The sequence below is a fragment of the Vibrio hepatarius genome (genome assembly GCF_011806575.1).
Classification (GTDB): domain Bacteria; phylum Pseudomonadota; class Gammaproteobacteria; order Enterobacterales; family Vibrionaceae; genus Vibrio; species Vibrio hepatarius_A.
In genome coordinates, this window is sequence record NZ_JAATOO010000002.1 from 74,453 (window position 1) to 98,811 (window position 24,359).

Annotated in this window: 16 protein-coding genes; 12 read left to right on the forward strand and 4 right to left on the reverse strand. The window is 47.0% G+C overall.

Annotated features, from left to right (window positions below; genetic code table 11):
* Positions 1–167: 167 nt before the first annotated feature.
* On the forward strand, positions 168–1,196 hold the full coding sequence (locus tag HCZ42_RS01840; RefSeq protein WP_167419084.1) for a porin: 1,029 nt from the start codon (positions 168–170) through the stop codon (positions 1,194–1,196).
* A gap of 100 nt (positions 1,197–1,296) precedes the next feature.
* Positions 1,297–2,718, forward strand: a complete 1,422-nt coding sequence (gene dacB, locus HCZ42_RS01845) for a serine-type D-Ala-D-Ala carboxypeptidase (protein ID WP_167419085.1) — start codon at positions 1,297–1,299, stop codon at positions 2,716–2,718.
* 66 nt (positions 2,719–2,784) lie between these two features.
* On the opposite strand, the gene tyrS is transcribed toward dacB, so the two are convergent.
* Positions 2,785–3,972 carry a tyrosine--tRNA ligase gene (gene tyrS, locus HCZ42_RS01850; RefSeq protein ID WP_167419086.1) on the reverse strand — a complete coding sequence of 396 codons (1,188 nt, stop codon included), beginning with the start codon at positions 3,970–3,972 and terminating at the stop codon, positions 2,785–2,787.
* Positions 3,973–4,101: 129 nt separating this feature from the next.
* On the opposite strand from tyrS, the gene HCZ42_RS01855 reads away from it, so the two are divergent.
* Positions 4,102–5,388 (forward strand): peptidoglycan DD-metalloendopeptidase family protein, encoded by a 1,287-nt coding sequence (locus tag HCZ42_RS01855; RefSeq protein WP_167419087.1) that lies wholly within the window; start codon positions 4,102–4,104, stop codon positions 5,386–5,388.
* Positions 5,389–5,443: 55 nt separating this feature from the next.
* Here the strand turns inward: HCZ42_RS01855 and HCZ42_RS01860 are convergent, their stop codons facing one another.
* The 3 genes from HCZ42_RS01860 to erpA all read right to left on the reverse strand — a co-directional run bounded on the left by HCZ42_RS01860 (position 5,444) and on the right by erpA (position 10,179).
* Entirely contained in the window at positions 5,444–8,536 is a 3,093-nt protein-coding gene (locus HCZ42_RS01860; protein ID WP_167419088.1) for an efflux RND transporter permease subunit, read from the reverse strand.
* An 11-nt stretch (positions 8,537–8,547) separates the two neighbouring features.
* A complete protein-coding gene (locus HCZ42_RS01865) occupies positions 8,548–9,630 on the reverse strand; it encodes an efflux RND transporter periplasmic adaptor subunit (protein WP_167419089.1) in 1,083 nt (360 codons plus the stop codon).
* 207 nt (positions 9,631–9,837) lie between these two features.
* Entirely contained in the window at positions 9,838–10,179 is a 342-nt protein-coding gene (gene erpA, locus HCZ42_RS01870; RefSeq protein WP_006878298.1) for an iron-sulfur cluster insertion protein ErpA, read from the reverse strand.
* A gap of 255 nt (positions 10,180–10,434) precedes the next feature.
* Between erpA and hemL the strand changes: the two genes are divergently transcribed.
* From hemL to HCZ42_RS01915, 9 genes are all read left to right on the forward strand, one after another.
* Positions 10,435–11,727: a glutamate-1-semialdehyde 2,1-aminomutase gene (gene hemL, locus HCZ42_RS01875; RefSeq protein WP_167419090.1), complete on the forward strand. Its 1,293-nt coding sequence runs from the start codon at positions 10,435–10,437 to the stop codon at positions 11,725–11,727.
* A gap of 279 nt (positions 11,728–12,006) precedes the next feature.
* Positions 12,007–13,092: an AI-2E family transporter gene (locus tag HCZ42_RS01880; RefSeq protein WP_167419091.1), complete on the forward strand. Its 1,086-nt coding sequence runs from the start codon at positions 12,007–12,009 to the stop codon at positions 13,090–13,092.
* A gap of 68 nt (positions 13,093–13,160) precedes the next feature.
* Positions 13,161–14,183 carry a 16S rRNA (guanine(1207)-N(2))-methyltransferase RsmC gene (gene rsmC, locus HCZ42_RS01885; protein WP_167419092.1) on the forward strand — a complete coding sequence of 341 codons (1,023 nt, stop codon included), beginning with the start codon at positions 13,161–13,163 and terminating at the stop codon, positions 14,181–14,183.
* A 230-nt stretch (positions 14,184–14,413) separates the two neighbouring features.
* Positions 14,414–17,800, forward strand: coding sequence for a response regulator (locus HCZ42_RS01890; protein WP_167419093.1), 3,387 nt, complete (start codon positions 14,414–14,416; stop codon positions 17,798–17,800).
* Positions 17,801–18,456: 656 nt separating this feature from the next.
* Complete coding sequence (locus HCZ42_RS01895; protein ID WP_167419094.1) at positions 18,457–20,139, forward strand: ABC transporter substrate-binding protein; 1,683 nt, start codon at positions 18,457–18,459, stop codon at positions 20,137–20,139.
* A 168-nt stretch (positions 20,140–20,307) separates the two neighbouring features.
* Positions 20,308–21,294, forward strand: a complete 987-nt coding sequence (locus HCZ42_RS01900) for an ABC transporter permease (RefSeq protein ID WP_167419095.1) — start codon at positions 20,308–20,310, stop codon at positions 21,292–21,294.
* Positions 21,295–21,296: 2 nt separating this feature from the next.
* On the forward strand, positions 21,297–22,322 hold the full coding sequence (locus HCZ42_RS01905; RefSeq protein WP_167419096.1) for an ABC transporter permease: 1,026 nt from the start codon (positions 21,297–21,299) through the stop codon (positions 22,320–22,322).
* A 2-nt stretch (positions 22,323–22,324) separates the two neighbouring features.
* Entirely contained in the window at positions 22,325–23,308 is a 984-nt protein-coding gene (locus HCZ42_RS01910) for an ABC transporter ATP-binding protein (protein ID WP_167419097.1), read from the forward strand.
* Positions 23,309–23,349: 41 nt separating this feature from the next.
* Entirely contained in the window at positions 23,350–24,345 is a 996-nt protein-coding gene (locus HCZ42_RS01915) for an ABC transporter ATP-binding protein (protein WP_167419098.1), read from the forward strand.
* Positions 24,346–24,359 lie beyond the last annotated feature (14 nt).

Genomic DNA, 24,359 nt, shown 5'->3' on the forward strand with positions numbered 1-24,359 from the left:
ACAGTGCACGTCGATTGCTAACTGAGCGTTCATCAATACCTTTCATATATTTGACACAGTTCTTGTTTATGAATATTGATTCACGCGAGCAATAAATAGAGTATACCCTTGCTAAGAGGTATCACTCGCAAAAAATAATGTATGGACAGTAATTTAGGATATATAAGATGAACAAGACTCTGATTGCTCTAGCAGTATCAGCTGCAGCAGTGGCAACTGGCGCAAACGCGGCAGAAATCTACAACCAAGATGGCACTTCTCTAGAATTCGGTGGCCGTGCGGAAGCTCGTCTGTCTATTAAAGATGGCAAAGCTGAAGATAAAACTCGTGTACGTTTAAACTTCCTAGGTAAAACTCAAATCACTGACAACCTATACGGTCTAGGTTTTTATGAAGGTGAGTTTAGCTCGCACGAAAATGGCGACATCGATTCTGAAGCAGATGACAATGACCTATACACTCGTCTAGGCTACGCTGGTCTAGGTGGCGAGTTCGGTGAAGTTTCATACGGTAAAACTGAAGGTGCACTAGGTGTGATCACTGACTTTACCGATATCATGGCTTACCACGGTAACTCTGCAGCAGACAAACTATCTGTAGCAGACCGTACTGATAACATGATCGCTTACAAAGGCCAATTCTCTGACCTAAGCCTAAAAGCTAGCTACCGTTTTGCAGATCGTAGCACTGAAGGCACTGGTGAAAACGAATCTTTCACTGATAACGATCAAGACGGTTACTCACTATCTGCTATCTACGCGCTAGGCGACACTGGCCTTAAGCTAGGTGGTGGTTACGCTGACCAAGACGAAGCGAACGAATACATGCTAGGTGTTTCTTACGCTATCGGCGACCTATACGTTGCAGGTCTTTTCACTGATGGTGAAAAATACAATACAACTGAAAAGAATACGTACGACTACACTGGTTACGAATTCGCAGCAGCTTACACAATCGGAAAAACTGTACTAAGCACTACGTACAACAACGCTGAAACAGACGATGAAACATCTAAAGACAACATCGCTATTGACGCAACTTACTACTTCAAGCCTAACTTCCGTGGCTACGTATCGTACAACTTTAACCTAATCGACGATGGCGACACTATCGGCACAGTTGCTGCTGGCAATGGCAAAGCTTCAGATACTGATGCAGAAGACGAGATCGCTCTAGGTCTACGTTACGACTTCTAATTTTGGCTTAATGTCATAAATGAAAACGCCTGCTGTATAGCAGGCGTTTTTTTTACTCGTTATACTGACACCTGTTTCGTACCTAACCGTCTTCGATATTATGCCTTTGACCTTTCGCCTCTCTCTGCTGCTCGCCTTCTGTTTTTCCAGTGCCTCTTTTGCCTATACGCCTCTCAATGAGCTTCCTCAAGGCACTCGCACCAGCTTAGTAGTAGAAAGTCTTGCTGAGCAGAAAAGCCTGCTCTCAACCAACACAGAGCAGTATTTCCCACCAGCCAGCACGTTAAAAGTGGTCACAGCGTTAGCCGCGAAACTGGAGCTGGCGAATGATTTTAAGTTTGAAACCCGTCTAGAACAGTTTGGGAACAACTGGGTTGTGCACTTCTCTGGCGACCCAACATTACAAACTGACGATTTAAAAGCCTTATTAACGACTGCCCGCAGTAAAGGTCTTAAACGAATTAAAGGTGATATCTGGCTCGATAACTCCGCCTTTACTGGCTATGACCGTGCCGTTGGCTGGCCGTGGGATATCCTTGGCGTGTGTTATAGCGCTCCAGCCAGTGCGGTGACGCTCGATGGTAACTGCGTTCAGGCGTCGATTTATACCGAGAAACACGGTAAAACCCGAGTGTACGTGCCGCCGCATTTCCCTGTACACGCCTCAACTGAAGTTAAAGCAGTCAGTGAAGCGGAACAAGAAAGCTCTCAATGTGACCTAGAGTTAGAATCGACAGCCAATAACCACTACCGCCTGAAAGGTTGTCTGCAGAATCGTAAAAAGCCGCTGCCGTTGAAATTTGCGGTGCAGAACCCAGAGCTTTACACGCAAAAGATGCTGGGCAAACAACTGGCTCAACTTGGCATTAAACTCGACGGACAAATCCGAATCGGCAAGCCAAATACAAGCAAAGCCAAATTGATCGCAAGCCATTACTCTAAGCCATTAAATGAGCTGCTTGAAGAGATGCTGAAAGACTCAAACAATCTTATCGCCGATAACCTGACGAAAACCTTAGGCGCAAAGTTCTACGTCCAACCAGGTAGCTTTCGCAATGGCACCGAAGCGATAAAACAAATCATCCATACGCGAACAGGCATCGATTTAAGCCACATGCCGCTTGCCGACGGTTCAGGACTATCTCGCAACAACCGGTTTACCACAGGCGCAATGACGCAGGTCCTCCATTACATCTGGAAAAACGACCGCGACTTACAGTTAATCGCATTAATGCCAACGGCAGGCGAAAGCGGTACATTGAAATATCGCAGAAGCATGCGCAAAGCACCGGTCAAAGGTGCCATCATCGCCAAAAGCGGTTCGTTGTACGGGAGCTTGAATATGGCGGGTTATGGTCTAGATAGCACTGGAAAGCCGAGCTCACTGTTTGTGCAGTACGTGACGGACTATCATCCAGAAAAAACCAAGACGGAGAAGCCAGTCGAAGCACCAATTACGCGATTTGAAACGCGCTTCTATCAAGACGTGGTGAAGTTCAGTCACTCATTGAAAAGCAAGTAACTGAGGTGGCAAACGCCACCCACAAAAAAAGCGCCCGATGAGGCGCTTTTTTTAGTTCAACTGCGATTACTTAATCGTAATGCGAGCAAACTTACGTTTACCAACCTGGAATACGTAAGTACCCGCTTCAGGTGCAAATTTAGCATCCGCGACCTTCTCGCCTTCAATCTTAGCCGCGCCTTGTTTTACCATACGCATCGCTTCAGATGTTGAAGCACATAGGCCTGCGTCTTTTAGCAAGTTTGCAACTGGTGTACCTGCGTCGAAATCAAACTCAGGCATTTCGTCTGGGATTTGGTTCTTAGCAAAACGGTTAACGAACTCTTGCTCCGCCGCTTCTGCATCTGCTTCGCTATGGAAACGCGCGATGATCTCTTTCGCTAGCAGTACTTTGATATCACGTGGGTTTTTACCCGCCGCAACGTCTGCTTTGAACTGAGCGATTTCTTCCAACGGACGGAAAGACAGCAGCTCGTAGTAGCTCCACATCAGGTCATCAGAGATAGACATGATCTTACCGAACATTTCGCTTGGCGCTTCGCTAATACCAATGTAGTTGTTCGCCGACTTAGACATCTTCTTCTCACCGTCTAGACCGACAAGAAGAGGCATCATCAATACAACCTGAGGCTTCTGACCGTGCGATTTTTGTAGCTCACGACCCATTAGTAGGTTGAACTTCTGGTCCGTACCGCCTAGCTCTACGTCCGTTTCCATCGCAACCGAGTCCCAACCTTGCAGTAGTGGGTACATAAACTCGTGGATTGCTATTGGCTGGCCGCCTGCATAACGCTTTTTAAAGTCGTCACGTTCAAGCATACGCGCTACAGTTTGGTTGGCAGCAAGGCGAATCATGCCTTCTGCACCAAGTTCAGATAACCACTCAGAGTTAAACTGAATCTTAGTTTTCGCAGGGTCTAGAATCTTAAACACCTGCTCTTTGTATGTTTCTGCGTTGCGTAGCACGTCTTCACGGCTTAGCGGTGGACGCGTGCTGTTTTTACCTGTTGGGTCGCCAACCATTGCGGTGAAGTCACCAATCAGGAACGTCACTTCATGGCCTAACTCTTGGAACAAGCGAAGCTTATTGAAAATTACCGTATGACCTAGGTGGATATCCGGTGCCGTTGGATCCGCGCCCAATTTAATGCGCAGAGGACGACCTTCTTTTAGTTTTGCGATCAGCTCTTCTTCTGGAATCAGCTCTTCAACACCGCGCTTAATCTCGGCTAGTGCAGCTTCAATGCTCGCCATTCTTGTTCACTCCCACAGATTTGGCAAAAATTTGATAGTTTGACATCTTACTTGAATAGCGATGCTTTTTGAAACCAGTTAGACTAAACGGCTATGCATTTTTATCGATTTTTTTAGAACGGACATACGATGTTGTCGCTTTTCGCTCGACTCCCATGGATTCACCGAGCTCTTATTGCATTCTTCAGTGCCTTAATAGTAGTCGCGCTATTTCTTCCGGCACCTCAGGATTTACGTCAGGACGAGCGTATCTACCAAGTGGGCAAAGCCTACCCTATTGATATTAATTATGAGGCGCTGGCGCTTCAGGAAACGCTACCGTCGCTTTCGGTACTTCGCTGGGAAACGCATACAATCGGCTCTGGTGACAGCATGGCATTACTGTTTCAACGTGCAGGCCTGTCTTCTCGATTGCTTTATACCCTCACCTCCACAAGCAAAGAGATTGCCAATCAACTGACGAGAGTTCGCCCTGGTGACAGTTTTCAGTTTGGTTTTGACACCGACAACAATCTGCTACAAATCAAACGTAAGCTAAACGAATACGAAACCTTTTTGATTACTAAGTCAGAAAATGGCTACACCTCCAGCACCGATACCAAAGAGGTGTTCTACCAATACAATTATGCGCGCAACACGATTACGTCTAACTTCTGGAATGCCGGGCTTGGCGCTGGGCTAACTGCCAACCAAATCATGGAGTTAGCCGGAATATTTGGCTGGGATATCGACTTCGCCCTCGATATCCGTCAAAACGACAGCTTTGAGATCCTTTATCAAGAGAAAGTCGTTGAAGGTGAAGTTGTCGGTCGCGGTAAGATCATCGCGGCAATCTTCACCAACCAAGGCGATACCTTTAAAGCGATTTTAGACGACAGAACCGGCAACTATTACGATGAAAACGGCCGAGCTATGAAGAAGGCTTTCTTGCGTTCACCGCTCGATTTTCGTCGCGTCACGTCTAACTTCAACCCAACACGTCGCCATCCTGTAACGGGTAAAGTCCGCGCGCACCGTGGCACCGACTACGCAGCACCAGTCGGCACACCAATCTGGGCTGCCGGTGACGGTATCGTGCAGAAGTCGAGTTACAACCAGTTCAATGGTAATTATGTGTTTATCAAACACAGCAATACCTACATCACTAAGTACCTGCACTTAACGAAACGTATGGTGAAAACGGGTCAGCGCGTAAAACAAGGCCAAACCATTGGTACGCTAGGCGGTACGGGACGAGTGACAGGTCCGCACTTGCACTACGAATTCTTAGTTAACGGCGTACACAAAAACGCAAGAACGGTGAAATTGCCGCAATCAAAGTCTCTGACGGGCCAAGCAAAAGCGACGTTCATGGCCAACGCGGCCATCCGGCTGAAAAACTTAGACCGATACGGTAAGTTACTCGCCACAGAGTAGACAATAAAACGCCCCGCTTAAACAAGCGGGGCGTTTTCTATCAGGGTAATCTCAATCAGCTCTTATCGGGCTTGTGTGTCCTACCAAGCATCAATAGACAAGGCGTCAATACCAAGGTCAACACCGTCGCAAAAGCCAATCCACCAGCCACTGCCGTCGCCAGCTGCGACCACCACTGGGTACTTGGTGCGCCAAACTCGATCTTTTGGTTCATCAAGTCGATGTTCATTTCCAATACCATAGGTAGCAAGCCCAGAATCGTGGTCACGGTAGTCAATAGTACCGGACGCAAACGCTGCACACCGGTTCTCAGTATCGCATCGCGCTTGTCCAGACCGCGTTTGAGTAGCTGGTTATAGGTGTCGATCAAGACGATGTTGTTATTCACCACAATCCCCGCTAAAGCAATCACACCGATGCCGGACATGATCACACCGAACGGCTTCTGGAAGATCAATAAGCCCGCAAATACCCCAACCGTTGAAAACAGTACCGCACTGAGGATAAGAAACGCTTGGTAGAAACTGTTGAACTGAGTAATCAAAATCAGCGCCATCACCACCAGCGCGACCATAAATGCGTTGAGCAAGAACGCAGAGGAGTTCTCCTGCTCTTCATTCTGACCTCGGATCTTAAACTCAACACCCTCTGGCAAGGCTAACTCTTTCAATGCTTGTTCTACTTTCGGTAGTTCAAGCGCTAGGTTATAGCCTTCTCTAATATCCGCGAATACGCTAATCACTCGGTAGCCGTCAACTCGACGAATCGTATCCTGTTTATGTTCAGGCACTATGCTGGCGAAGTTAGTGATTGGTACCAGTCCGGCAGCGGTTTTGACCCGCAGTTGGTCAAAACGGCCAATATCACGCTTATCTTCTGGGTAACGAACCAAAATATCGACTTCTTCGGTCGAATCATCCGGCAGATAATCGCCAAGTTTTAAGCCATTGGTAACAAACTGCACCGTATTACCAACCAGTGTGGCGTCAGCCAAGAAGCGCGCCGCGTCATCTCTGCGGATATCGATCTGCCAGTCGATGCCATCTTTGCTCGAGTTGTCACTGACATTGGTAAACGCAGGATAAGCATCCGCCCATTGGCGAACGATTTTTGAGCCCTCGTCTAGACCAGTGATCGTTTCGCCAGACATTTCGATCACTAAATCATGGTCTGTCGGTGGCCCCGCTTCAGGAAATTTGTACTCAATTTCCACCCCAGCGTACTGATCTGTCGTTTGCTTTAGTTCATCAATAATGGTTTTGACTTTACGGCGATACTGCCAATCCACTGGCGTAATCTGAATTAAGCCAATCTCATCTTCGCCACCCGTTTTGGTGTAGACGCTTTCAAACTCGTCATGCCCCAACATCACCGATTCAACATCACGCATGATCCGGTCTTTCTCATCGATAGATAAATCACCGTACGAACGCACTTTTACGGTAAAAAATGGTGGGTCTACTTCGGGGAAGAACTCTGCACCTAGACCCGCTTTAACGTAGGTAAAACCAACGGCAAGCGAGAATAATATTGCACTTAGTAAGATCTTTAGCGGATGACGCAGCGCGACGTTCAAGGTGTGAAAGTAAAGCTTGGTGAGACCAGTTGCTTTGTCGTAATCCCCTTCATGTAGGGCAAGCATTTTCTCGCGTTGGATCGGCGAAACATTTTGCGGTTTACCGATCAGACTACCGAGCACAGGCACAAATAATAGTGCCATTGCTAACGAGGCGGCCAGCGTCGCGATCAACGTCAATGGAAGATACCTCATAAACTCACCCGTGACGTCGGGCCAGAATAACAACGGCGCAAAAGCAGCCAGAGTGGTCGCTGTTGAGGCAGTGATCGGCCACGCCATACGTTTCGCTGCATCTCGATACGCTTCTTTTCGCGGCGTCCCCTCTTGCATACGTCGGTCGGCAAACTCGGTGACAACGATCGCCCCATCGACCAACATACCAACCGCCATGATCAGCGAGAACAATACGATAATATTCACTGTCAGGCCAAACACAGCCAATACCAGCAAGCCTGTCAGGAATGAACCGGGAATCGAAATACCGACCAACAATGCGGTACGGACACCGAGGATTGCGATGATCACAATCACGACCAGAATGATCGCTGACAAGATGTTATTTTGCAGGTCATTGAGCATCATCTTGACGTCATCTGACTGGTCCCAGGTGTATTTCACCAGTAGGTTATCCGGCCATTGTTCTCGCTTCTGCGCTTCTGCCATCACCGTTTTAATTAACTCGACTGTTTCGATGATGTTTTCACCTGCACGCTTTTTCACGTCGAGCACAATCGCAGATTTACCATCCAAACGTGCGTAACTTTCGGGGTCACGGAACGCACGCCTTACCGTCGCGACATCACCAAAAGTAATTACTTGCTTACCATCAACTTTCACTGGCAACTCAAGCACATCTTTTAGCGACTCAAATACCGACGGCACCTTGACCGAAAAGCGACCATAGCCAGTATCAACAAAACCTGCCGCCACCACACGATTGTTTAGCGCGATCAGGTTGTAAATATCGGCCTGATCCAAACCATAACTTTCCATTAAAAGTGGATCGACGATGATCTCAACAATATCTTCACGGTCACCCGCGATGTCGACTTCCAAAATTTGTCGATAGCTTTCCAGTTTGTCTCGCAATTGACGCGCAAGATGCACGGCGGTTCTTTCAGGAACAGTGCCGTATAGCACCACAGATAAAGCGGGTTCTTCAGAAGCCAGAGTCACTTCATTCACGGTAGGCTCGTCACTGTCGGCAGGCAATTTAGGCTTGGCCAAGTCAACCGCATCACGCACTTCAGCCATCGCTCGGTCAAGGTCAACGCCGACGCTGAACTCCAGCACCACCGACGCGTGCCCTTCTGACGCCGTTGCGGTCATCTCTTTTACCCCTTCAATAGAGCGCAGCTCTTGCTCTATCGGCCGAACGAGCAAACGCTCAGCGTCGGTAGGTGAGATACCTTGGTGGCCAACAGACACATAGATAATTGGGATCGTAATATCCGGGCTCGATTCTTTCGGAATAGTTAGATAGGTCAGTACGCCAGAAATCAGAACAAAGACCAGCAATACCATCATGGTACGGGTGCGCGATAAGGCAGCGTCGATCAAACTTAACATATCGCCCCCGCTTACAATTCTTGCTTAACGGCAATTACTTCATCGCCATCACGCACAAAACCCTGACCAGTGGTAATAATGTCGACGACATCCCCCAGACCTGTCAGCCAAACACCGTCCTGCTCTGCTTTGACGATTTGAATTGGAACAAACTTTACCTTTTGGTCCTTTAGAGTTTTGACACCCAAATTGCCGGCCTCATCCAGCGCAAGCATCGCCGGGGTGAGTTTTATCGCTGGTTGTTGTTTGAGGTTTAAATCAACCTCGGTGCTGATCCCCGCTGAAATCAACTGTTGCGGATTGGGTAATAGGATCTCAATCGGGAAGGTGTTGGTCGCAGGTGAAGATACCCGTGAAATATAACTCACTGTACCCTCGACTGTTTCGCCAGAGATAAACTTCACCGTTGCAGGTTGATCTAATGACAAGTCCTGAATGTGACGCTCACTAACATCGGCTTCAATCACTAAGTTGGTTAAATCAATAATCGTCGCGACTGGGTCGCCGACACCGACGAAATCCCCCGTTTCGATAAATAGATTGTCGACAATACCGCTAAAAGGCGCAGTGACATTGGTATTTCTCAATGCGATCCTAGCATTTGTAACTTGTGCGCGAGCTTCCACTAAAGAAGCTTCCGCATTACTGAATGCAACTTCACCTTGCAGACCTTTATTCTTTAACGATTGAGCCGCTTTAAACTCTTTTTCACGAACTTTGAGCAATGAACGCGCGCGCTCTAATTGAATTTCAAGGTCACCTTTATCAATTTGCGCAATCACTTGTCCTTGCTTGACCGACTGACCTTTGTCCACCTTGAGGGCAATGATTTTACCGGCGATTTCTGCACCTAAAGTTGCTTGTCTGTCCGGCGCGGTTCGACCGTACAATTCGATCGCCTTATAGGTATTTTGTGCGGTAAATGTTTGATAGGAGACTCGCGCCAGAGGGATGTCTTGCGATGAACTCTGAGGTGCTGCGTCATCGGCTCGTAATGACCCAAGTCCCAACCAAGCAGAGAGTAATAAAACAATGAACAACGATACAGTATAAGGTCGTTCAGCGAAAAATCGCGTAAATGAGAAGCTAGCCATAACAATCCTTTGCGTTGAGCAATGATAGGAGGATTAATTCATAAAACACAGCAATCCATATCGAATATTAATTCATGATACGAATTAACTATCTAAAATGAAAACAGTAAAGGCTTGGATTCTTAGCTAGATCTCAGTTTCACGAAATTTAGCAGTAAATAAAACAAAGGCTGCAAAAATGCAGCCTTGTGAATAACTTATCAGAGATTAGACGCTAAATGATGCACCACAACCACAGGTTGTCGTCGCGTTCGGGTTGTTAACGAAGAAGCGAGAACCCTCTAGCCCCTCTGTGTAATCAACTTGACCACCAACTAGGTACTGCAAACTCATTGGGTCAACAACTAAAGTTACACCGCTGTTTACAATCGTCGTGTCACCTTCGTTTACGTTTTCATCAAACGTGAAGCCGTACTGAAAACCACTACAACCACCACCGGTAATGTATACGCGTAGCTTTAAGTTTGGGTTTTCTTCTTCAGCAATCAGAGCGCCTACTCGTTGTGCGGCCGCATCCGAAAATGTTAGTGGGATATTTACTTCGCTCACGATGACCTCTCTCACTCGTGTAAATCCAATCGCCTCGCGCAGCGATGGACAAATCATCTTTATATAATAACCGGATTATCTAATACCTGAGTGAAGCGTTCAAGTATTCACCACTAATGAGGGCTTTTTTTTGCTTATTGCCCCATTTCTTGGGGTAAAACTGCCCATTATGAGGCACGAAGCATTTTATTGTACTGGATTGGGCAGGTACAATGCCTGCCAAATTGGTCCGAGCAATCAAAAGAGGATATATCAATGACCAAATCAGCAGAACTTTACGAGAAGGCACAGAAAACCATTCCTGGTGGCGTGAACTCTCCAGTACGTGCTTTCAACGGCGTTGGTGGTGCACCTGTATTTATTGAACGCGCAGATGGTCCATTAATTTTCGATGCTGATGGTAAAGCTTACATTGATTACGTTGGTTCTTGGGGTCCAATGATTCTTGGCCACAACCATGCCGTAATCCGCGAAGCCGTCATCGACGCTGCACAACGCGGTTTAAGCTTTGGTGCACCTACTGAGATGGAAATCAAAATGGCGGAGCTCGTGTCTGAGCTGGTTCCTTCAATGGAGCAAATCCGCATGGTGAGCTCGGGCACAGAAGCAACCATGAGTGCAATTCGCCTTGCTCGTGGTTACACAGGTCGCGATAAGATCATGAAATTCGAAGGTTGTTACCACGGTCACGCAGACAGCCTACTAGTCAAAGCTGGTTCTGGTGCTCTGACTCTTGGTCAACCAAGCTCTCCTGGTGTACCAGCGGATTTTGCTAAATACACGCTAACTGCAACCTTTAACGACCTTGATTCTGTTCGTGAACTGTTTGCAGCAAACAAAGGCGAGATTGCTTGTATCATCGTTGAACCTGTCGCGGGCAACATGAACTGTATTCCACCAGTAGAAGGTTTCCACGAAGGCCTACGCCAAATCTGTGATGAAGAAGGCGCACTACTGATTTTTGATGAAGTAATGACAGGCTTCCGCGTTGCACTAGGTGGCGCACAAGGTTACTACAACATCAAACCTGACCTAACGACGCTAGGTAAAGTGATCGGTGGCGGTATGCCAGTGGGTGCTTTTGGTGGTCGTAAAGAAGTGATGCAATACATCGCCCCAACAGGCCCGGTTTACCAAGCGGGTACTCTATCAGGCAACCCAGTCGCGATGGCAGCGGGCTACGCGTGTCTGAACCTTCTAAAAGAAGAAGGCAATGAAAAACGTCTCGCAAGCAAAACCAAGCAACTTGCGGATGGTTTCAAAGAGCTGGCTGACCGTCACGGTATCCCACTTGTGGTTAACCAAGTCGGCGGTATGTTTGGTTTCTTCTTTACCGACCAAGAAAGCGTTACTTGCTACGAAGACGTGACTAAGTGTGATATCGAGCGCTTTAAGCGTTTCTTCCACCTCATGCTGGATCACGGCGTATACCTAGCGCCATCTGCTTTTGAAGCAAGCTTTACTTGTCTTGCTCACGGCAGCAAAGAAATTGACGCCACTCTTGAAGCGGCTGAACGTTGTTTTGCGATGTTAGCGGCAGAAGCTTAATTGTAAAAACAACTAAAAAGGCTGCACTCGCAGCCTTTTTTATCTTTCATAGGAACCGGGTTATTGCCAGTTCAGCGCAACTAACACCACCAGTCCTATCACAATTAAAGTGAACCAAGGAATTGAACGCTTAGGCTTGCCCTTTGTCGAGCACCCTTTCTCATTATTACAACATCCCATCCATTTAACTCTTCTTTGATAACATTAGATTTTTTGCGTTGAAGAACCCACGCTTTAGAGCCATTATACTTAAACAACGTCGAATAATTGGACAAAAACGTGTCAGATAAAATTAAAATCACTTCCAGCCATTGGGTTTTGGTGATCGCGCTACTCGCGTCAGCTTATACCTGTTATTTACTTGTTGAGCCTTATGTCAACTCGATAGTCATGGCGTTCATTATTTCTTTGCTGATGTTTCCGATCCATGACTGGATTGAACAACGCATTCCAACGCACAAAAACATCGCCGCTCTGGTGTCGTGTGTGGTACTGACTTTTATCATCGTCGTACCTTTGCTGTTTGTCTTTGCGGCAATCGTTCAACAAGGCTCAACCTTTTCGCAGAATGTCTATCAGTGGGTTACCCACGGCGGCATCCAAACCATTTTTGAGCACCCTTGGGTCGTCAAAGGCTTGTCGATAGTTAACACCTACTTACCTTTCGACTCAGTCACACCTCAGGAAATCGCCCAGCGCATAGCTAAATTTGCCACTTCGTTTGGTTCAAACTTGGTCGGTTTTAGCGCACAGATATTAGGTGATGCGACTTCATTCCTGATGGCGTTTTTCCTGATGTTGTTTGTGTTGTTTTTCTTGCTTAGGGACCGCGAAAAAATCATCACTGCCATTCGTCATATCCTGCCGCTCTCGCGCAGCCAAGAAGACAAGTTACTCGATGAGATCGAACAAGTGTCTAAGTCTGCTGTGATGGGATCTTTTCTTACCGCGATTGCCCAAGGCTTTGCCGGTGGTATCGGTATGTGGCTAGCGGGATTCCCAGGGCTGTTTTGGGGAACCATGATGGGCTTTGCGTCGTTTATTCCCGTGGTCGGTACCGCGCTGATCTGGATTCCGGCTGCGGCTTATCTATTCCTAACCGGTGACACCACTTGGGCGATCTTCCTAACCGTTTGGAGTGTGGCAGTCGTCGGCTCAATCGACAACCTACTGCGACCGCTTCTAATGCAAGGCAGCGCAGGGATGAACACATTGATGATCTTCTTCTCGCTACTGGGTGGTCTGCACTTATTTGGCTTGATGGGCTTAATCTACGGTCCACTAATCTTCGCCATCACCATGGTTCTCTTCAATCTATATGAAGAAGAGTTCCAAGACTTCTTAGATCGCCAAGATCAGAACTAACGCGAATAGCTTCAAGAATGCGGGGGATTATGCGAAAATCCCCCGTCTTTTTTCTGATCGAGTCCAACATGTCTGCTTATATCGCTCCTAGCCAAATCGCCGAAAGACAACTTGCTTACTTTGAAGGTAAACATGTGCTTGTCGCTGGCGAATCGGAAGACCTCTTCCCTGTCGAACTGGTGAAACACTGCGAATCAGTAACCGTATTTACCACTAACTACGGCTACTACCGTCAACTTGCACCATTTGGGCAAGTCAAAGCGGTATTTGGAGCCGAATTTGACCAGTCTACTCAAGCAGATATGGTTCTACTCTACTGGCCGAAAGCCAAAGCTGAAGCTGAGTATTTATTGGCGATGCTGATGGCAAAACTCGGCGTCGATACCGAGATTGTCGTGGTAGGTGAAAACCGCTCGGGGGTCAAAAGTATCGAGAAAATGTTCAAGCAATACGGTCCCATCAATAAGTTTGATTCCGCACGCCGTTGTTCATTTTATTGGGGTAAATGTTTGGAGCCGGTTAAACCGTTCCAGATTGACGAATGGTTTAAGCAGTATCCGGTCAGCTATCAAGAACACCAACTCACTATCATGAGCCTGCCGGGTGTGTTTAGTCATGGTCAGTTTGATATCGGTAGTAAATTGCTCCTCGATACCCTGCCTACACTTTCGGGCAAAGTCCTCGACTTCGGTTGCGGTGCCGGAGTGATCGGTTCCGTCATGGCGAGCCTTTACCCTGAAATTGAACTCGAAATGTGCGACATCAGCGCGTTAGCGGTCGCTTCAAGTAAAGCCACACTGGCGGCAAATGGGCTCTCGGGTAAGGTGTTTGCTTCTGATGTGTATTCTGATACCAGTAAAGATTACCGTTTTATTATCAGCAATCCACCGTTTCACGCGGGGTTAGACACCAGTTACAGCGCGACAGAAACGCTGCTCGCTGACGCCCCTAAACAACAAAATGCACAGGGCGAACTGCTCATCGTAGCAAATAGCTTCTTGAAATATCCACCAATTATTGAAAAAGCGTATGGTAATTGCGAGACACTAAATAAGACCAATAAATTCGCTATTTATCACGCTAAGAAATAGTCATTTCGCCCAGTTATGCTGCAATAACTGGGCTTATTTTGCACTTCATGTGGTAAATTTGCGCCTCTCACCACGCTTTCCCAGCAACTTACTTGTCAAAGTAAAAAAACTCGTTAATTTTGTCATTTCTAAAATTAACGTTTTTATTCTCGCTCTGTAAAAATCACCTTTCTAGCTTTAACTGCTCGAACGCGACAGAGCTGTATTCTCACGGAAAGCCTAGTCAGAACATGTTTAAGTTGTACAGAAAACAAAGATTTAAGCGTCTGCAAAATACGTTGATGCTGGCGTTTCTTGTCGTCAGTATCACGCCTTTGACGATCATCGCGTTATTCTTTTTGCACTCACATACCACCGACCTGCAAGAACAAAGCACCTCTCACTTAGTCTCGGTTCGCGATAGCAAGAAGCAGCAAATCATCGATTACCTCAACGCAAAAGAGTCAGAAGTGATGGGTTTTGTCCGTTCTGAGTTGGCTTACGCCAGTGGCGGGCGCTTTTATGGCCTAGTCAACGCGTTTAGCAACTTAGGACTCGATATTGAACAAGCGCGAGAATACGCACAAAAGCGTTATATCCAAGGTTCGGGCGACCAGATCAAAACTTCTATCCTGCCGCAATCCAGTAACTACAACGGTACGGAAAGGTATCGCTTACTGCACAAACGTTACCATTGGGCATATCTAGAGCTGCTGAAACGTTCTGATTTTGACGACATTCTTTTGGTCGACCGCGATGGCAACGTTACCTACTCAATCTATAAATACGACAACTACGGCACCAACCTGCTAACGGGTAAATACACAGACGGCAACCTCGGCAAAACGTTTAAAAAACTAAGAAACCTAGTGAATGAAAAGCGTAAAACCAACGAAGATTTCACTCCTGTCGTAATCTCTGACTTTACAGTAGAACAAGGTAAATCGGTCGCTTGGCTTGGCGCGCCAATCATCCAGCAAGGTTACTTGCACAGCTACGCCATGTTCCGTCTACCTAATAATGGCATCACCAAACTGATTGCTGACCTTCGTGGCAACGCCTACACCAGAACGTTACTGGTAGGTAAAGACCATTACTCGCGTACTCTGGCGTTCCAGCAAGAAGATATTGACCGCAGTATTGAAGTAGTTGATTACGGTCTAAACGGCTTAACGAATGTCGGCACCTACACCAATACCGAAGGTGAAGAAGTGATTGCCGCCTACACCCCGGTTTCCGTCAGTGGTATCGACTGGTCTTTGGTGGTTGAAGTTCCAGAGAAAGTCGCATTTGCCCGAGTCCATCAGCTCGAGAAGATCTTTATCGTCGCGATGTTGATCGCCATTTTCTTAGTCGTGATGGCGTCGCACTATCTTTCTAACTTTATTACCTCCCCCCTACTAAAACTGACCTGGGCGGCAGAGAAAGTCTCTGCTGGCGACATGGAAGCGAGCATGATCAATACCGAGCGCAAAGACGAAATTGGTCGGCTTGCGGTCAGCTTTGAGCGCATGCAGCGTTCTATTCGCGAGAAAATTCAGCTTATCAAACACCAGAACGAAGAGCTCGAAAGCAATCTTCATCTGATCCAGAAACAGAACGATGAGTTGCAACTGGCGAACAAACTAAAAGATGAGTTCCTCGCGACAACCTCTCACGAATTACGTACCCCATTACACGGTATGGTGGGTATTGCTGAGGCTCTAATTTCGGGAGCAAACGGCCCGATTACCGCAGATCACAAGTACCAGTTGGACATCATAATTAGTAGCGGCCAGCGACTCGCTACCTTGGTTGACGATCTGCTCGATTACCACAAAATGCGTTACGGCAACCTAGATATTGAAACCAGTGCGGTCGATCTCTCTGGCGCAACACGTTTGGTGCTCGAGCTCTCTTCGCACTTACTGGGCAATAAGCCGCTGCGCATCATTAACCAAGTGCCTACAGAACCGGTTTGGGTGAGCGCCGATCCTCAACGACTGGAGCAAGTGCTGTATAACTTGATTGGCAACGCGATTAAATACACCAGCGAAGGGAAAATTGTCATTTCTGCTACCGTTATCGACCAACAAATTCGCGTCCAAGTCGTCGATACCGGTCAGGGTATTCCTGCTGATCAGCTTGATCATATTTTTGAGCCTTTGATTCAGGCAGGGAATGATGCCAGCCGCTACCGCCAAGGTGCCGGACTGGGTCTATCGATCAGTCGACAATTGATCGAGCTGATGAAAGGTTCTCTCTACGTCAGCAGTCAGCCAATGGTCGGGACGACATTTAGCTTTACGCTGCCGATTGCCACCGATGAGCAAATCGCGCACGCCACGCACTACGAAACGCCACACTTCCAAGCACCAGATAGTGGCGAATCTGAACTGGTAGAGCCGACTAATCTGCCAGAAAACCCTGAAGGACCTTTGCTACTGATCGTTGACGATGAACCTGTCAACGTCAGAGTTCTCGACAGCTTCTTGCGTTTAGAAGGCTACCGTGTTCGTACCGCAAAAGACGGACTGGAAGCGCTGGAAAACGTTGAAGCAGAAAAACCAGAATTGATGCTACTCGACATCATGATGCCGGGCATGAGTGGTTACCAAGTGTGTGAAAAGCTGCGTGAAGAATATGACCACGCGGAACTACCAATCATTATGTTAACAGCATTGAATCAGGCCAATGATCGAGTAAGAGGGTTTAACGCTGGGGCGAACGACTACCTGTCAAAGCCGTTTAACAAACAAGAACTCGCAGCCCGAATCCGCGCACACTTAACCGCAAGTAAAGCCGAGTTGCGTCGTATCGAAAACCAGCAACTGCAATTGGAGCTCAAAGAGCGTGCGTTAGTCGAAGCGAGCTTGCTAGAAACTCAAGGGCGACTACTTGAGCAGCTAGAAACCGCCCCAGAAGCCATTATCTGTACCAGAGAGGACAATAAAATCCGCTTTGCCAACGACGCTGCATCAAAACTGTTCAGACGTTCAACGGAGCAACTGAAACGTTCATCAGCAGAAGAGTTGATTGCGCCTAAGTTTATTCAAGTCGAGCAAGAGCACTACTGCGGCACGATTGACGTCTATGTCGAAGATGTACGCCAACACATATCTGCGGATATCCTCAAGCTACCTGAAGGCTCTGGACTGCGTTCAATGTATATCTTTAACGTTGGCGGCAGTATTAACGCGGGGCGCATCAACAATCTAGAGAGAGCAATTGAGGCACTTTCAAGCTATGCGTTCGATGGTGACAAAGCTAAGCTTCAGGAATTGAAAGAGCTTGGTGGTGAGTTCACTCGTTTGGCGGACAAGGTGTCGTCAGACAGTAAGAGCAAGCAAGAAGTCATGCGTGAAATCTTAGTTGATGCGATGACAAGTGCGCTTGACTACTGGGAACGAGTAACCGGACAAAGCAAGTTTACTTTTGCAGAACAAAGTGGGTTGTGGCGTGTCTATCTCGACAGAAGCACCCTACAAACGAGAACGTTAGACAAGTATCTACGCGTAGAGACGCTACCTAAAACCCCACGCTGGAGAACGGTACTAAGCTCGCTGGAGTACATTTTAGAACACTGTAATGAACAAAGTCCTGAGCGTACACACATCGAAGCACTCAAAAATAAACTGCAGCATTTACTTACCAGTTAACCTGCTTACATCCACTAGATTAAGCCCAACTTATGTTGGGCTTTTTTTATTCCTACATGTATAAGCAGCACGTTAACTTTCTCTTTTTACGCTTCATAAAAGAAGGTTAAAAACGCCTTGTAATTGCTGACAGAATCTTGGCTACTTTCCTCTGTAAAAGGCCTATCACCGTACTTTTTACGCGACAATAATCGATATTGCGAAGCCAGTCACAACAATTCGGCAGATTTTATTTAGCCGCATAAATTAACACCTTAGCTTAGAAGTGATTAAGATCTCAGTTGTACTAGCAAAACAGCAAAGCTATTATTTTTATTGACCAACAGAGTTAGTAAACACTTACATAACCAGTCCAACCTCTGAGCATATGCGAGATAGATCACCCATAAAAAATCGAACAAATTTTGTTCTAAAATAGGTTGATTGACGTTATTAACGAGAGACAATGAAGTTTTAACGTTTTTAACGGGAATACCGATTGCGAAAATTGACGTTAAGGTGTTTTCTTACTGTGCCTAAGGCCTACAGGCCACTCTTAGAGCCAACGTTCTCCTCCGAACAGAAGCTCGAAGTTAGAGGTAGGTCTTAGAGAGTGTTTATCAATTGATGACATTCCATTCCGTAAGTGAAATGAAAGCAAATAGTAAGGAACAGCTATGCTTGCCAACATTAAAAAAACAGCACTAGCAACAGCAATTATTGCTACAGCGACTACTGGATTTGCTTCAGTAGCGACAGCAGCTGAACGCAGTGAACTAACTATCCACCCGAAAGAGTTCACCACTTTTGTACGTAACTTTAACCCGTACCTAGGTGCAACGAACTTACACACAACAACAGACTTCCTATACGAACCTCTTGTTGTTTTCAACGAAATGCACGGTAACACCCCTGTATTCCGTTTAGCTGAAAACTACACAATGTCTGACGACCTAATGAGCGTAACTTTCGATATTCGTAAAGGCGTAAAATGGTCTGACGGTCAAACGTTCGATGCGAACGACGTAGTATTCTCGTTCAACCTAGTTAAGGAAAAACCAGAGCTAGACCAAAGCGGCATCAACTCTTGGGTTGCAGGCGTAGAAAAAGTTAACGATTACCAAGTTAAGTTTAGCCTGAAAGAAGCGAACTCTAACGTTCCTTACGAAATTGCTAAGGTTCCTGTTGTACCAGAGCACATCTGGAAAGACATCAAAGATCCTGCAACTTTCACTAACGAAAACCCTGTAGGCTCTGGCCCATTCACTGAGATCGATACTTTCACTCCTCAGCTTTACATCCAGTGTGCTAACCCGAACTACTGGGATGCAGACAACCTAGACGTTGACTGTCTACGCGTACCTCAAATCGCGAACAACGACCAATTCCTAGGTAAAGTAGTTAACGGCGAAATGGACTGGACTTCATCGTTCATCCCAGACATCGACCGTACTTACGCAGCTGCAAGTCCTAACCACCAGTACTGGTACCCGCCATCAGGTACTCAGGCGTTCGTAGTTAACTTCAAGAACCCAGATCCTGCGAAGAATGAAGCGCTAACTAACGTAGATTTCCGTCGTGCGTTCTCTATGGCTCTTGACCGTCAAACTATCATCGACATCGCGTTCTACGGTGGTGGTACAGTGAACGACTTCGCATCTGGCCTTGGCTACGCATTCGAAGCATGGTCTGACGAAAAGACTCACAACAAGTACAAAGGTTTCAACACGTACAACGTTGATGGCGCGAAAGAACTGCTTAAGAAAGCGGGCTTCAAAGACGTAAACAAAGATGGTTTCGTAGACACTCCATCTGGCAAGTCTTTTGAACTGTTAATCCAATCTCCAAACGGTTGGACTGACTTCAACAACACAGTACAGCTAGCTGTTGAACAACTAGCAGAAGTAGGTATCAAAGCGAAAGCACGTACTCCTGACTTCTCTGTGTACAACCAAGCAATGCTTGAAGGCACTTACGATGTAGCTTACACAAACTACTTCCACGGTGCGGATCCATACACTTACTGGAACAGTGCTTACAACTCAGCGCTACAATCTGGTGAAGGTATGCCTCGTTTCGCAATGCACTTCTACAAGAACGACAAACTAGATGGTCTTCTAAACAGCTTCTACAAAACAGCTGATAAGAATGAGCAGCTAGCAATCGCTCACGGTATTCAGAACATCATTGCATCTGACCAAGTAACGATTCCTGTAATGTCTGGCGCGTACATGTACCAGTACAATACAACTCGCTTCACTGGTTGGTGGAACGAAGAAAATCCAAAAGGCCGTCCAAACATTTGGGCTGGTATCCCAGAGCGTCTACTTCACGTACTGGACCTAAAACCAGTTAAGTAATCGTTCTATCTTCGCGGCGTACTTTCGGTACGCCGCATAGTCCCCGCTTTATATGTTTAAAGTATGGCGCCAGTCGTCAGGGGATTGTTCGCTCTAAATTTTTATAAGTTCGCTAGGAGCGACCTGAAACCAGAAACAGGGAAAATCTGGGTCAGTAAGGTGTGAGTTATGGGTTATTTTTTAAGACGTTTGTCGTTTTACTTTGTCGCGTTATTAGTTGCTGCGACGTTAAACTTCATTATTCCTCGTGCGATGCCGGGCGATCCGGTAACCATGATGTTCGCTAACGCTTCGGTACAGGTAACACCGGAGCGTATCGCCGCAATGAAAGAGCTACTTGGCTTTGTCGATGGCGGTTTGTTTGTTCAATACATTGCCTACATGAAGAACATTCTTAGCTGGGAATTAGGGACTTCGATTCAGTTCTACCCGCTATCTGTGAATTCATTACTAGGAGGAGCTTTTGGTTGGTCTCTATTCCTAGCGGGCAGCGCAGTCATCCTTTCGTTCTCGCTAGGTTCTGTTCTAGGTATCTTCGCGGCTTGGAAGCGCGGCAGTAAATACGATGCTTTCATCACTCCGGGCATGCTTATCATCCAAGCTGTTCCTCAAGTTGTTATTGCAATGATGACCCTATTCGTTTTTGCTATCGGCTTGAAGTGGTTCCCAACTGGCTACGCGTATACCGCAGGTACACTGCCAGATTGGACAAGCTGGGCGTTCTATAAAGACCTCGCGTACCACGCTGTTCTACCTCTATTCTGTGCATCAATTATCCAAGTGGGTGGCTTCTTGGTGAACATGCGTAACAACATGATCAACCTGCTAGCAGAAGACTACATCACTATGGCGAAAGGCAAAGGCTTAAGCGAAAACCGCGTGGTCTTTAACTACGCTGCACGTAACGCACTGCTACCAAGTGTCACCGCACTTTCTATGTCTTTGGGTATGGCTATTGGTGGTCAGCTAATCATCGAGATCATCTTTAACTACCCTGGTCTTGGTACTGTGCTACTAAACGCAATTCACGCACGTGACTACCAAGTACTTCAAGGTCAGTTGATCATCATGACGCTATTCATGCTGTCTTTTAACTTGATTGCCGACATGCTTTACGTGGTACTTGACCCTCGCCTTCGCAAGGGAGGTAAATAATTATGAAAGACTTATTCAAACTGATACTAGGTAACGCGTACGCGCGTACAGGTTTAGCGATTGTAACGCTATTCATATTCGTCGCTGTAGCGGCTCCGTTACTCACTAAACACGCACCAGACAAACGCACCGGTAATCCTCACGAGTACCCAAGTTTTGTTGTGAAATCTGCACAAGCGAATCCTGATGGTTGGGTTGCAGAAAACTTAGCGACGGACCGCCGAACTATGCTGCTGTCCAAGAAAGCAGACCACGTATTAGGTACCAGCCGCATGGGGCGTGATATCTGGTCACAACTAGCTTACGGTGCGCGTATTTCACTCGGTGTAGGCTTCGGTGCAGGTGTTACTGTGTGTTTCCTAGCAACGGTTATCGGTATCTCAGCGGGTTACTTTGGCGGACGAGTGGACGACATCCTCACAGCCGCTATGAACATCATGCTGGTTATTCCTCAGTATCCGTTACTGTTTGTATTAGCAGCCTTTATCGGTGAGGCAGGGCCACTAACCATTGCAATCATTATCGGCTGTACCTCCTGGGCTTGGGGGGCGAGGGTTATACGTTCCCAGACTCTGGCTCTAAGAGAGAAAGAGTTTGTGAAAGCAGCAGAAGTACTAGGCGAATCTTCATTCCGCATCATTTTCGTTGAGATTCTGCCAAACCTTATCCCTATCGTAGGTGCGAGCTTCATCGGTTCGGTGATGTACGCCATCGGTATGGAATCCATCATCTCGTTCCTAGGTCTGGGTGACCCAAGTACGATTAGCTGGGGCATCATGCTTTACAACGTGCAAACTTCATCAGCGATGCTAATCGGCGCTTGGTGGGAAGTCATCGCGCCATGTGTGGCCCTGACCATCCTAGTAACCGGTCTGGCACTACTTAACTTCGCAGTCGATGAAATTGCTAACCCTCAGCTTCGTTCTCACAAAGGTATGAAGCGCTGGAAAAAGCTAGCAGCGAGCAACAAAAAAGAGCGTGAACCAGAACTACCACCTCAAAATGCACTTTGGAGCGGAGAAAAATAATCATGACTGAACCACTCATCTCTATCCGCAACCTTTGCGTAGATTACATTACAGACTCCGGCGATGTTCGCGCTTGTAACAACGTTAGCTTTGACATCGCACCAGGCGAAGTGTTTGGTCTGGCGGGCGAATCTGGTTGTGGTAAATCAACCGTTGCCTTCTCGCTAATGCGTCTACACAAGCCGCCTGCATTCATTACTGGTGGCGAGGTTATCTTCAACGGTGAAGATATCCTTCAGTACAGCGACGAACGCATGCAGTCATTTCGTTGGAGCGAAATGTCGATGGTGTTCCAGAGTGCAATGAACGCTCTGAACCCTGTACTAACAATGGAAGAGCAATTCTGTGACGTGATTATGCGTCACACCAATATGACCCGTGAGCAAGCGCGTAAACGTGCAGAAGGTCTATTGGAAATAGTAGATATCCACCCTAGCCGCTTGACCGACTACCCTCACCAGTTCTCTGGTGGTATGCGTCAGCGCTTGGTCATCGCGATTGCTCTAGCGTTAAATCCAAAAATGATCATTATGGATGAGCCAACTACCGCACTTGACGTAGTGGTACAACGTGAGATCTTGCAAAAGATCTACGCGCTAAAAGAAGAGTTTGGCTTCTCTATCTTATTCATTACTCACGATATCTCTTTGATGGTCGAGTTCTCTGACCGAATCGGCATCATGTACTCCGGCGAGTTGATCGAAGTTGCGCCGTCAAAACAGATATTGGAAAGTCCTTACCATCCTTACACCAAAGGCTTGGGTAGCTCTTTCCCTCCTTTAACTGGTCCAAAAACCAAGCTAACGGGTATTCCGGGCAACCCACTTAACCTACTGGAAATTCCACAAGGTTGCCGCTTCCAAGCTCGCTGTGACCGCGTGCATGAAGCGTGTACTCGAGTACCCACTCAGCTTAGACAAATTGAGCCAAATCGTTTCTCAAACTGTCACCTTTACGGTGAGCCAATTGCTCAGAGCAAGCTCTAGCGATAACGCGAGAAAAGAATTAAGGATTACTGGAGACAATTATGAGTAAAGATTTTGGCCAACTACTGGTTGAAGGCAAGAACCTAGTTAAGGACTTCCCTATCAACAGTAACGCCTTAAACCAACCAATGATGCGCGCAATCAACGACGTATCATTCAAAATGTACAAAAGCCGCGGACTTTCAGTGGTCGGTGAATCTGGTTCAGGTAAATCAACGACAGCCAAAATGATCGCCAAAATGTACGCACCTACCGATGGAGTTATCGAGTACAAAGGACGCGACATTGAGACGATCAAATCACGCTCTGACCTGATGGCATACCGCGAAGGTGTGCAGATGGTTTGGCAAGACCCGTTTGGCTCACTGAACCCAACGCACAACATCTTCCACCACATCGCTCGTCCACTTTTGATTCACAGAAAAGTATCGCCGGGCAATAAGAAAGAGCTGGAAGAGCGCGTGTATGACCTATTGGAACAAGTAGGTCTGATCCCACCAAAAGAGACGGCACAGAAATTCCCTCACCAGCTTTCTGGTGGTCAGCGTCAACGCGTTAACCTAGCAAGAAACATTGCTGTCGGCGCAGAAGTGGTGCTGGCAGACGAACCGACGTCGATGCTAGACGTTTCGATTCGTGCTGGTGTTTTGAACCTGATGGAAGAAATGAAGTTTGAGAAAGAAATGTCTCTACTTTACATCACTCACGATATCGCAACCGCGCGCTACATCGCTGAAGATCTTGCGGTTATGTACGTTGGTCACATGGTGGAATGGGGTGATACCGAAGAGATCATTCACGATCCTCAACACCCGTACACGCAATTATTGGTTTCAGCGGTACCGGATCCGAGTAAATCAATCCACGAAAAACTCAAAGGCAACAAAGGGGAGATCCCTCTCTGGACGCCGGAGTCACTAGGCTGTCCATTTGCAGGTCGATGTGGGCACGCAACGGATAAATGTCGCGAGAAGCTACCTGAAGTCACTCAACTATCCGACAACCACTTTGTTCGTTGTTACTTATACGAAAACTAATAATAAACGAGCCA